The organism is Caulobacter sp. SRI_008 (genome assembly GCF_057586355.1).
The window spans coordinates 190,354-201,618 of the sequence record NZ_JBYCZS010000001.1 but is presented as its reverse complement, the minus strand read 5'-3'; the positions used below and the strand labels follow the sequence as shown (position 1 = coordinate 201,618).

The 11,265-nt window shown below is 70.3% G+C and carries 10 protein-coding genes and 1 pseudogene; 4 read left to right on the top strand and 7 right to left on the bottom strand.

Annotated elements, in window-relative coordinates; genetic code table 11:
- Positions 1–28 precede the first annotated feature (28 nt).
- Positions 29–730: a hypothetical protein gene (locus AC2YHT_RS00955; protein WP_487287733.1), complete on the bottom strand. Its 702-nt coding sequence runs from the start codon at positions 728–730 to the stop codon at positions 29–31.
- Positions 731–822: 92 nt separating this feature from the next.
- On the opposite strand from AC2YHT_RS00955, the gene AC2YHT_RS00950 reads away from it, so the two are divergent.
- Positions 823–1,809, top strand: coding sequence for an isoaspartyl peptidase/L-asparaginase family protein (locus tag AC2YHT_RS00950; protein WP_487287732.1), 987 nt, complete (start codon positions 823–825; stop codon positions 1,807–1,809).
- A 136-nt stretch (positions 1,810–1,945) separates the two neighbouring features.
- On the opposite strand, the gene AC2YHT_RS00945 is transcribed toward AC2YHT_RS00950, so the two are convergent.
- On the bottom strand, positions 1,946–2,608 hold the full coding sequence (locus tag AC2YHT_RS00945) for a M23 family metallopeptidase (RefSeq protein WP_487287731.1): 663 nt from the start codon (positions 2,606–2,608) through the stop codon (positions 1,946–1,948).
- 204 nt (positions 2,609–2,812) lie between these two features.
- Positions 2,813–3,355: a HutD/Ves family protein gene (locus AC2YHT_RS00940; protein ID WP_487287730.1), complete on the bottom strand. Its 543-nt coding sequence runs from the start codon at positions 3,353–3,355 to the stop codon at positions 2,813–2,815.
- A 29-nt stretch (positions 3,356–3,384) separates the two neighbouring features.
- On the opposite strand from AC2YHT_RS00940, the pseudogene AC2YHT_RS00935 reads away from it, so the two are divergent.
- Positions 3,385–3,497, top strand: a pseudogene (locus tag AC2YHT_RS00935) (hypothetical protein); the annotation flags it as partial.
- A 45-nt stretch (positions 3,498–3,542) separates the two neighbouring features.
- Here the strand turns inward: AC2YHT_RS00935 and hutU are convergent.
- The 4 genes from hutU to hutI form a co-directional block, all read right to left on the bottom strand.
- The gene (gene hutU, locus AC2YHT_RS00930) at positions 3,543–5,207 is read right to left on the bottom strand and encodes a urocanate hydratase (RefSeq protein WP_487287729.1); all 1,665 of its coding nucleotides are present in this window, start codon (positions 5,205–5,207) and stop codon (positions 3,543–3,545) included.
- Between the two features lie 154 nt (positions 5,208–5,361).
- The gene (gene hutG / locus AC2YHT_RS00925) at positions 5,362–6,192 is read right to left on the bottom strand and encodes an N-formylglutamate deformylase (protein ID WP_487287728.1); all 831 of its coding nucleotides are present in this window, start codon (positions 6,190–6,192) and stop codon (positions 5,362–5,364) included.
- On the bottom strand, positions 6,192–7,739 hold the full coding sequence (hutH, locus tag AC2YHT_RS00920; protein WP_487287937.1) for a histidine ammonia-lyase: 1,548 nt from the start codon (positions 7,737–7,739) through the stop codon (positions 6,192–6,194). The genes hutG and hutH overlap by 1 nt, the downstream gene beginning before the upstream one ends.
- Positions 7,721–8,929, bottom strand: coding sequence for an imidazolonepropionase (gene hutI / locus AC2YHT_RS00915; protein ID WP_487287727.1), 1,209 nt, complete (start codon positions 8,927–8,929; stop codon positions 7,721–7,723). The genes hutH and hutI overlap by 19 nt, the downstream gene beginning before the upstream one ends.
- 223 nt (positions 8,930–9,152) lie before the next feature.
- Here hutI and AC2YHT_RS00910 point away from each other — a divergent pair, with 223 nt between their 5' ends.
- Together AC2YHT_RS00910 and hutC are read left to right on the top strand one after the other, a co-directional pair.
- Positions 9,153–10,502, top strand: coding sequence for a formimidoylglutamate deiminase (locus tag AC2YHT_RS00910; RefSeq protein ID WP_487287936.1), 1,350 nt, complete (start codon positions 9,153–9,155; stop codon positions 10,500–10,502).
- Positions 10,499–11,209, top strand: coding sequence for a histidine utilization transcriptional repressor HutC (hutC, locus tag AC2YHT_RS00905; protein ID WP_487287726.1), 711 nt, complete (start codon positions 10,499–10,501; stop codon positions 11,207–11,209). The genes AC2YHT_RS00910 and hutC overlap by 4 nt, the downstream gene beginning before the upstream one ends.
- The last annotated feature ends 56 nt before the right edge of the window (positions 11,210–11,265 follow it).

Here is an 11,265-nt window from a genome sequence, read left to right as displayed (position 1 = left end):
CCGGGCCCTTCGTCGTTTCGGAGCCGTCTCAGACAAGGGGGCAGGTCACCGCATAGGCGTGGCGCGAGCCCAGCAGGCCCTTGTGGATCTCCACGCAGACCGGTGCGCCGATCGGGTGCAGGCCATAGATGTCCGCCGTCACCGAGAGCTCGTCGAAGGTTTCGCGCCGGCCGTCGATGGTGGCCCCGACATAGAGGCTGGGACGGCCTCGGCTTGGCCAGACGGCGTCCTCGACCACGCCCTGGACGACCGTGAAGTCGTTGCGCGTGACGGCGAGATCGACGGCGGAGACGACACCCCAGCCCCAGGCGAAGGCGATGACCGCGGCGAAGGCCTTGGTCGTCAGGTTCCGCCCATGGGTGTCGGCGATGATCATGGAAATCCAGAGCACGGCGCCCAGGCCGGCGGCCACGGCGAGCAGGCCGCCGCAGTCTATGAAATGCTGCTGGAAGCTCGGGATGCACAAGGCCAGGGCCGGCATGCACCAGGCCATGAAGAGGTTCTCCGCTCCCGGCATGCCCTTGGCTTCGAACAGCGACAGTTCCGGATCGCGCCTGACCAGCCAGATCGCCGCCCAAGGCGTCAGGGCCGCCAGGGTCATGACGACGGGATAGGGCCACGGCTTGAACATCAGCCAGAACGCCACGGCCACGGACCATACGGCCAGCCAGCCCGCCGCCACGATGGAGCGGTCCGAGGGGCCGATCCGATACACCACGCTGCCAATCATGGCGCGACCCTAGGGCGAGCTTCACCTTAAGCGCCAGTGAAACCGGACGGCGAAGGTGCTCTTATCGCGCCGAGATCCCCCGGAGAGTCGCCATGTACAAGTCCGTCCTGCTCGCTGCTTCCCTGGTCGCCGCGCTGGCCGCCGCGCCCGCCGCCTTCGCCGGCGACTGGTCGCTGGCCATCCATGGCGGGGCCGGCGTGATCAATCGCGGCGACCTCAGCCCTGAGAAGGACGCGGCCTATCGCGCCGGGCTCGACGCGGCGCTGAAGGCCGGTTCTGAAGTGCTGGAAAAGGGCGGCTCCAGCCTCGACGCCGTCGAGGCGGCCGTGAAGGTGCTGGAGGACAATCCGCTGTTCAACGCCGGCCGCGGCGCGGTCTTCACCGCCGACGGCAAGAACGAGCTGGACGCCTCGATCATGGACGGCGCGACCCTGAAGGCCGGCGCGGTGGCCGGCGTCACCCGCACCAAGCACCCGATCAGCCTGGCCCGGGCGGTGATGGAGAAGTCGCCCCACGTGATGCTGGCCCGCGAGGGCGCCGACGCGTTTTCGGTCGAGCAGGGGCTGGAGCAGGTGGATCCGTCCTACTTCCGCACCGAGGAGCGCTGGAAGCAGCTGGAGGCCTGGCGGGTCAAACAGAAGGCCGCGCTGGATCCGACCCACCTCTACGGTACGGTCGGCGCCGTGGCGATCGACGCCAAGGGCCACCTGGCGGCGGCGACCTCGACCGGCGGCATGACCGGCAAGAAGTGGGGCCGGGTCGGCGACAGTCCGATCATCGGCGCTGGGACCTACGCCCAGGACGGCGTCTGCGCGGTCTCGGCCACCGGCTCGGGCGAATATTTCATCCGCACCAGCGCCGCCCACCAGGTCTGCGCCCGCATCGCGTTGGCCGGCCAGGACCTGAAGACCGCCGGCGCGGCGACCATCAAGTCCATCGGCGACATCGGCGGCGACGGCGGCATGATCACCATGAACGCCAAGGGCGAGGTGGCCTTCCCGATGAACAGCTCAGGCATGTATCGCGGCTGGGCCAGCGCCAAGGGCAAGGGCACGGCGATCTACGCGGATGAGAAGTAGGGGTGGTTCCCACTCTTCCGTAAAATCCCCGCGAAAGCGGGGACCCAGGCGTTTTATCGTCGAGCGCCGTGGGTTGCGGAAAAAGCCTGGGCCCCCGCTTTCGCGGGGGTTTTACGGAGTTTGTATTTCCGTCGGATCAGGCCGCCGCCACCAGCTTCGGCTGGATCAAGGCCGCGGCGTTGATCCGCCGACCGCCGGGCTTCATCACTTCCAGATGCACGTGGTTGGTGATGCCGGGATAGTGCTTCTGCAGGCTGGCGACGTGGCCGATGGTCTGGCCGAGGCGAATGGTCTGGCCGACCGCGACGTCGGGGTCGACGTAGAAGGCGCGCGCCACATAGCCCAGCGCCGGATTGGTGATCTCGACGAAGCGCAGGTCGGTCGAGTCCGCGTAGGCGTAGCCGACCTTGGTGACGTAGCCCGAGATCGGAGCCTTGGCGGGCTGGCCGGCCTGGGCGGTGTAGTCCACCCCCTCGTGCCGTCGCGAGCCGCCGTCGCGGCGGGCCCCGAAGGCGCCGTCGCCGAAGTCGTCGTGCTGGCGCGGGGCCGCGCCGGTGGGATTGGCGAAGTCGGGCGCGCCGTCGCCGTCGACGTCGGCGCCCTTCCACACCGTTTCCATGCGGACAGGCTTGGGCGGGGCCGCTTCCATCTGGTCGAGCAGCTTCTGCACCGCCGGGCGGGCGTTGCGGTCCACGTGCGGGCTTTCCATCGCCAGGCCCGCCATCGGCGCGAAGAGCACGGCCAGACCCAGGGCTACGCGCGCCTGGGGAGGGAGGTTCTTCATCGCCGAAAAGTGCATCTCGCCATCCTATGGATCGTTACGCCCGTCTGTGCGTTGGGCGTCGTTAACCATCCAGATAAGGCGATGAAAAGGCGCAACTCCTGCGTCAGGACGACGCGTGTGTGCTCATTTATGCTCAAGCTAATTTTTGAGAAAACTGCCTGACGTTGTTCGTGTCTGTTGTTTCGCGCCAGCTTGGATTGAGCTGATCTGATCGAACGGTCAGGCTTTTTCGATCTCGATCAACAATAGACTTCCTTCCACGGCAAGGGTCTGGCCGGGTTCGGCGACGACGGCGTCTTCCGCCGCCAGCCGCGCGTCGTTCACGCGAGCAGGGGAGAGGGCCGCCAGGACCGTGACGTCCGCCGTTGCGACGATTTGCTCGGCCTTTGCGATCCGCCGGACGCGTCCAAACCAGGCGCCGCGCCGGACCATCAGGTTGAGGTCGCGGATCGGCCCGCCGTCCAGCGTCGCGGCGGCCGGGGCGTCGCCGGGGAAGGCCAGCGGCGCAGAGGTCTCGTCGAGCATGACCTCGCCCAGGCCTTCGATGGTCAGGCGCAGGCCCGCGCCGGCGATCACCGTCAGCACCCGGTCTACGCCGGGAAACACCGAGAACGGCCCCGGGGCGGCGACCCGCGCGATGCTCAGCCGCCACTCGAAAGCGTCCATCCCCGCGCCCGGCGGCTGGGCGGCGATCTCCCAGGTCGTCCCGCCGCCGTTCTTCCACGGGGCGGGCGTGCGCTCGGCGGCGGGGAGGAGGCGCATGGGGGCTGTCTCCAGCTAACTAATTTCGTCATCCCGGCCGGAGCGCAGCGCAGAGCCGGGACCCAGGGGACTGGGCGCCGCGCCTGGGTTCACCGCCCATGCTTTGGCCGACGCGATGCGGCGACCCCTGGCTCCCGGATAAGCGCTACGCGCTTTCCGGGATGACGAGCTTTGATGGGGATATGAGTTACAGGATGCCCGGCAGGTCCAGCCCGTGCTCGCGTGCGCAGTCCTGGGCGATCTCGTAACCCGCATCGGCATGGCGCATGACGCCGGTCGCCGGGTCGTTCCACAGCACCCGCTCGATGCGCTTGGCCGCGGCCTCGGTGCCGTCGCAGACGATGACCATGCCCGAATGCTGCGAGAAGCCCATGCCCACCCCGCCGCCATGGTGCAGCGACACCCAGGTGGCGCCCGAGGCGGTGTTGAGCAGGGCGTTCAGCAGCGGCCAGTCGGAGACGGCGTCCGAGCCGTCCTTCATGGCTTCGGTCTCGCGGTTGGGCGAGGCGACCGAGCCGCTGTCCAGGTGATCGCGGCCGATGACGACGGGGGCCTTCAGCTCGCCCTTGGCGACCATCTCGTTGAAGGCCAGGCCCAGGCGGTGGCGATCACCGAGGCCCACCCAGCAGATGCGCGCCGGCAGGCCTTGGAACTTGATCCGCTGGCCGGCCATGTCGAGCCAGTTGTGCAGGTGCGGATTGTCGGGGATCAGTTCCTTCACCTTGGCGTCGGTCTTGGCGATGTCCTCCGGATCCCCCGACAGCGCCGCCCAGCGGAACGGACCGATCCCGCGGCAGAACAGCGGGCGGATATAGGCCGGCACGAAGCCGGGGAAGTCGAAGGCGTTCTCGACGCCTTCTTCCAGCGCCATCTGGCGGATGTTGTTGCCGTAGTCGACCGTCGGCACGCCGGCGGCCTGGAAGTCGAGCATGGCCTGGACGTGCACGGCCATCGAGGCGCGGGCGGCCTTGTTCACCGAGGCCGGGTCACGCGCCTTGGCGTCGGCCCATTGATCCAGAGTCCAGCCGGCGGGCAGGTAGCCGTTGATCGGGTCGTGGGCGCTGGTCTGGTCGGTCAGCAGGTCCGGGCGGATCCCGCGCGCGTATATCTGCGGCAGCAGTTCGGCGGCGTTGCCCAGCAGGCCGACCGAGATCGGGGTCTTGGCCGCGCACGACTCCTCTATCCAGGCCAGGGCCTCGTCGAGGCTGTCGGTCGACTTGTCGAGATAGCCGGTGCGCAGCCGCATCTCGATGCGCGAGAGCTGGCACTCGATGGCCAGGCACGAGGCCCCGGCGAACACCGAGGCTAGCGGTTGCGCCCCGCCCATGCCGCCCAGGCCCGCCGTCAGCAGCCACTTGCCCGACAGGTCGCCGGCATAGTGCTGGCGGCCCATCTCGACGAAGGTCTCGTAGGTGCCCTGAACGATGCCCTGGGCGCCGATATAAATCCACGAGCCGGCGGTCATCTGGCCGTACATGGCCAGGCCCTTCCTATCGAGCTCGTTGAAGTGCTCCCAGGTCGCCCAGCGTGGCACCAGGTTGGAGTTGGCGATCAGCACCCGTGGCGCGTCGGCATGGGTGCGGAACACGCCGACCGGCTTACCCGACTGCACCAGCAGCGTCTGGTCGTCCTCCAGCCGGCGCAGGGTCTCGACGATCTTGTCGTAGCTTTCCCAGTCGCGCGCGGCGCGGCCGATGCCGCCATAGACGACCAGCTCCTCCGGACGCTCGGCGACGTCGGGATGCAGGTTGTTCATCAGCATCCGCAGTGGGGCTTCGGTGAGCCAGGACTTGGCGGTGAGCTCGGTTCCGGTGGCCGGGCGGATGACGCGGGTGTTGTCGAGGCGGGTCATGGACGACGGGTCTCTGTCTGGACGGATTTGAACGCTCCTCCCCCGCTTGCGGGGGAGGGGGACCACGAAGTGGTGGAGGGGGCGAGACTGGGCTCGGCGCGCGCGGTCGCCCCCTCCGTCACGACGCCGATGGCGTCGCGCCACCTCCCCCGTTTCACGGGGGAGGAGCTTGGCTGGCGAACGCCACGCAGGCCTTCAGCACGTCGGTCAGCACGCTGCGCATCGGCGCGGCCTTGGGCGGGCGGTAGGGCGAGGGCCAGGACTGTGGGGTGATGCGGGGCGAGGGATCGTCCATGTAGCCGCGGCAGGCCAGCTCCATCTGCACGGCGTGGATGCCGCGCTCGGGCTTGCCGTAGTGGCGGGTGATCCAGCCGCCCTTGAAGCGGCCGTTGGTCACCATCGGCAGGCCGGAGGTCTCGCAGGCCGCCTCGACCGCCGCCGCCAGGGCCGGATCGCAGCTCTGGCCGGAATTCGTGCCGATGTTGAACACTGGCAGCTCACCCGGAAACAGCCGCGGCGCCCGCGAGCGGATCGAGTGGGCGTCGTACAAGACGACCTTGCCATGCAGGGCCAGCAGCCGGTCGATCTCGGCCCGCAGCGCCGCGTGATAGGGGATGAACCAGCGCTCGCGGCGAGCGGCGATCTCGGCCTCGTCCGGCTCCTGGCCCTCGGCATAGAGCCGCTCGCCGTCGAAGGTGTCGGTCGGGCAGAGGGCGGTGGTGGCCATGCCGGGGTAGAGCGAGGCGCCCGACGGGTCGCGATTGACGTCGATCACCGTGCGCGACACCGCCGTCCGCACCGTCGTGGCGCCCAGGTCGTCGGCGAAGTTGTAGAGCCGCTCGATCCACCAGTCGGCGTCCTTGCGGGCCAGCCACGGCGAGGTCAGGCGCTTTTCGATGTCCTCGGGGATGAAGGATCCCGAGTGCGGGATGCTGACGATCAGGGGCGCGTCGCCCCGCCAGACTTCCAGCCAGTCGCTGCTCATCAGGTCGCTCCGGGCAAGGGAACGCCGGCCGCCGCGACGATGACCGCGCCGGTCCGCACCAGGATGTTGGCCGCTTCCATGTCGGGATGGAAGTGGCGGTCGTCCGACAGGTGCGGCACCTTCTCGCGGACCGACTTCCGCACCGCCTCGAGGGCGGCGCTGGAGGTCAGCGGCGCGTGGAAGTCGCAGCCCTGCGCGGCGGCCAGAAGTTCAATGCCGATCACCGCCGTTGCGTTCTCGACCATCGATAGCAGGCGGCGCGCCCCGTGAGCGGCCATCGACACGTGGTCTTCCTGGTTGGCCGAGGTCGGGATGGAGTCGACGCTGGCCGGATAGGCCTTCTGCTTGTTCTCCGAGACCAAGGCGGCGGCCGTGACCTGCGGGATCATGAAGCCGGAGTTGAGGCCGGGCTTGGGCGTCAGGAAGGCCGGCAGGCCCGACAGGGCCGGGTCGACCAGCATGGCGATGCGGCGCTCGGCGATCGAGCCGATCTCGCAGACGGCCAGGGCGATCATGTCGGCGGCGAAGGCCACGGGCTCGGCGTGGAAGTTGCCGCCCGACAGCGCCTCGTCCGCTTCCGGGAAGATCAGCGGGTTGTCGGAGACGCCGTTGGCCTCGGTGGAGAGGGTCGTGGCCGCCTGGCGCAGCACGTCGAGCGCCGCGCCCATCACCTGCGGCTGGCAGCGCAGGCAGTAGGGGTCCTGCACGCGCTCGTCCTCCTTCAGGTGCGAGGCGCGGATGTCGGACGACGCCATCAGGCTGCGCAGGGCGGCGGCGGTTTCGATCTGGCCGGCGTGGCGGCGCAGGGCGTGGATGCGCGGATCGAACGGGGTGTCCGAGCCCTTGGCGGCCTCGGTCGACAGGGCGCCGGTGACCAGGGCCGACTGGAACAGCACCTCGGCCTCGAACAGGCCGGCCAGGGCGTTGGCGTTCGAGAACTGGGTGCCGTTCAGCAACGCGAGGCCTTCCTTGGGGCCGAGCTCGACGGGGGCGAGGCCGGCGCGGGCCAGGGCTTCGAGGGCTGGCTTGCGCACGCCGCCGACGTCGATCTCGCCGACCCCGATCATGGTCGCGGCCATGTGCGACAGCGGCGCCAGGTCCCCCGAAGCGCCGACCGAGCCCTGGCTCGGCACCACCGGCGTCAGGCCCAGGGCCAGCATCGCTTCCAGCAGCTTCACGGTCTCGACCCGCACGCCCGAGGCGCCTTGCGCCAGGCTCGCCAGCTTCAGGGCCATCATCAGGCGGATCACCGCCACCGGCGAGGGCTCGCCCGTGCCGGCGGCGTGGGACAGCACGATGTTGCGCTGGAGTGTGGCCAGGTCCTCGTCGCCGATGCGCACGCTGGCCAGTTTCCCGAAGCCCGTATTGATGCCGTAGACCGGCTCGCCCTTGGCCAGGATGCGGGTCACCGCCGCGGCGCTGGCCTCGATCACCGGCCAGGCATGGTCCGCGAGGCGGGCCGACGCGCCGCGATAGACGGACTTCCATTGGGCGAGGGAGACCTCGCCGGGATGCAGGACTTCAGTATTCACGAAACGGCGCTCCAGACGCGCGCATGGAGCGGGTTGAAGCCCATGCGGTAGACAAGTTCGGCGGGACGCTCGACGTCCCAGATGGCGAGGTCGCAGGCCTTGCCGGCTTCCAGGGTTCCACGGTCGGCCAGCACGCCCAGGGCCCGGGCGGCCTGCCGGGTCACGCCGGCCAGGCACTCGTCCACGGTCAGGCGGAACAGGGTGGCGGCCATGTTCATGGTCAGCAGCAGGCTGGTCAGCGGCGAGGTGCCGGGATTGCAGTCGGTCGAGAGCGCCACAGGCACGCCGGCCGCGCGCAGGGCGTCGATCGGCGGCAGCCTGGTCTCGCGTACGAAGTAGTAGGCGCCGGGCAGCAGCACCGCCGTCGTCCCGGCCTTGGCCATGGCCGCTATGCCCGCTTCGTCCAGATGCTCCAGGTGATCGGCCGATAGCGCCCCGAACTCGGCGGCCAGCGCGGCGCCGTGCAGGTTCGACAGTTGCTCGGCGTGCAGCTTCACGGGCAGGCCGTGGGCGCAGGCGGTCTCGAACACGCGGCGGATTTGGGCCGGCGAAAAGCCGATGCCCTCGCAGAAGCCGTCCACCGCGTCGGCCAGACCTTCGGCCGCGACGGCGGGGATCATCTCGCGGCAGACCAGATCGATGTAGCCGTCGGGGTCGCCCTTGAACTCCGGCGGCAGGGCGTGGGCGCCGAGGAAGGTGGTCTTCACCGAGACGGGCCGGGCCTTGGCCAGGGCGCGGGCGGCGCGCAGGCTCTTCAGCTCATGTTCCAGCGCCAGGCCGTAGCCGGACTTGACCTCGATCGTCGTCAGGCCCTCGGCGATCAGGGCGTCCAGGCGGGGCAGGGCGGCGGCGACCAGCTGGTCCTCGGTGGCCTCGCGGGTGGCCTTCATGGTCGAGACGATGCCGCCGCCGGCCCGGGCGATCTCTTCGTACGATGCGCCGGCCAGCCGCAGCTCGAACTCGTGGGCGCGGTCGCCGCCGAAGATCAGGTGGGTGTGGGGGTCGATCAGGCCGGGCGTGATCCAGCGACCGTCGCAGTCGGTGGTCTCGGCCGCCTCGAAGGCGGGGGCGTCGGCGGCGGGGCCGGCATAGACGATCCGGCCGTCCTTGGCGGCGATCACGCCGTCCTCGACGACACCCAGGCCGGGCGCGGCTTCGGCGAGGGTCGCAAGGCGGGCCTTGATCCAAACCCGATCGCACCGCATCGCCAACGCCTCCGAAGCCGCTTTGAGTCGTTTCCCGCGACCCTTGCGGCCCGGTTCAATATGTATAGACATATTCGCGAGCGACGAGGATTGTCCAGTGAGCGACGCCGAGAATCTTGAAGCCCCCGAACCGGCGTCCCCCCAACCAGTGTCCGAGGAGAGCTCCGTCGAGACCGCGAGCGAGCCCGCCCCGCAGGCGGCGCCCGAAGCCCCGAAAGACGTCGTGATCTGGTGCGAGAGCGCCCTGCTGGCCGACGGCTGGGCCAAGGGCGTGCGCCTGACCCTTTCCGAAGGCCGCATAGCCCGCATCGACACCGACGTCGTCGCCGGAAGCGAGCCCCGCCTGGGCGCGGCCCTGCCGGGCATGCCCAACCTGCACAGCCACGCCTTCCAGCGGGCCATGGCCGGCCTGACCGAGGCGCGCGGCGAAGGGAGCGACAGCTTCTGGACCTGGCGCGAGCTGATGTACCGCTTCGTCGAGCGGCTCGATCCCGACGCCCTGCAGGCCATCGCCGCCATGGGCCAGGTCGAGATGCTGGAAAGCGGCTTCACCCGCGTCGGCGAGTTCCACTACCTGCACCACGACCGTGACGGCGCCGCCTTCGACAACCCGGCCGAGATGGGCGCGCGGATCGCCGCCGCCGCCGAAGAGACCGGCATCGGCCTGACCCTGCTGCCGGTGTTCTACGCCCACGCCGGCTTTGGCGGCGCCGCGCCGGGCGAGGGCCAGAAGCGCTTCGTCACCGACGTCGACGGCTACGCCCGGCTGCTGGAGGCCAGCCGCGCCGCCGTCGCGGGCCTGCCCGAGGCGGTGGTCGGGATCGCGCCGCACAGCCTGCGGGCCGTTACGGCCGAGGAGCTGACCGCCATCACGCCGCTGGCGGCCGGCGGCCCGATCCACATCCACATCGCCGAGCAGACCAAGGAAGTGGACGACTGCCTGGCCGCCACCGGCCAGCGGCCCGTGCGCTGGCTGATGAACCACGCCGAGGTCGGCAAGTCGTGGTGCCTGGTCCACGCCACCCACATGAACGCCATGGAGACCGAGCGTCTGGCCAAGAGCGGCGCGGTCGCCGGCCTTTGCCCCATCACCGAAGCCAATCTCGGCGACGGCGTTTTCCCCGCCCACGACTACCAGGCCGCCGGCGGGGCCTTCGGCATCGGCTCGGACAGCAACGTGCTGATCGACGCGGCCGAGGAGCTGCGGGTGCTGGAATATTCCCAGCGCCTGACCCGCCGGGCCCGCAACGTGCTGGCTGGCGGTCCCAAGCGCTCGACGGGCGGCGAGCTTTGGCGCGCGGCCGTGGCGGGCGGGGCCCAGGCTCTGGGCGCGGGCCGTCCGGGCCTGCGTCGCGGCGCGCCGGCCGACTTCGTCACGCTGGATCGCGAGCACCCGGCCATCGTCGGGCGCGGCGGCGACGCCCTGGTCGACAGCCTGGTCTTCGCCGGCCGCCATGGGGCGATCGACAGCGTCTGGCGCGCCGGACGGCCCGTGGTCTCGGGCGGCCGCCACCGGCATCGCGAGGCGATCGCCGAGCGCTATCGCCGGGTGCTGAAGGGCCTGCTGTCTTGACGGCTGCTCCTCTCCACCAGCGCATCCGCGACGAGATCGAGGGCCTGATCCGCTCGGGCGTCTGGGCGCCCGGTCATCGCGTGCCGTTCGAGAGCGAGCTGATGGCCCAGTACAGCTGCTCGCGGATGACGGTGAACAAGGCGATGTCGGCCCTGGCCGACGCCGGCCTGGTCGTTCGCCGCCGCCGCGCCGGCTCGTTCGTGGCCCGGCCCAAGGTGCATTCCACCGTCCTCGACATCCCCGACATCCAGGCCGAGATCACCGCCCGCGGCGAGACCTACGCCTTCGTGCTGCTGGCCGCCGAGCGTCGCCCCGCCGATCCCGACGACGGCGACGAGGCCGAGCTGGCGGGGGAGGGCGACCTGATCGTGCTGCGCGGCCTGCACGTGGCCGGCGGCCGACCCTTCGCCCTGGAGGATCGTCTGATCAGCCTGGCCGCCGTGCCCGAGGCCGCCGCCGCCGACTTCGCCGCCGAGCCGCCCGGCGCCTGGCTGCTGCACCACGTGCCGTGGACGGAAGCGGAAAGCCGGATCAGCGCCGTCGGCGCGGAAGCCGCCGTCGCCGAACTGCTGGCCCTGGATGTCGGAACCGCCCTGCTGGCCGTCGAGCGCCGCACCTGGCGGGCCGGCGAGCCCGTCACCCACGTGCGCCAGCTGTTCCCCGGCGAGGCCTATGACCTGGTGGCGAGGTTCGGTCCCGCGCGTTAGGTGCGATACCTCCGCGTTAAGGGCCGCAAGGCTACACCATGGCGCGAACCGGCGCC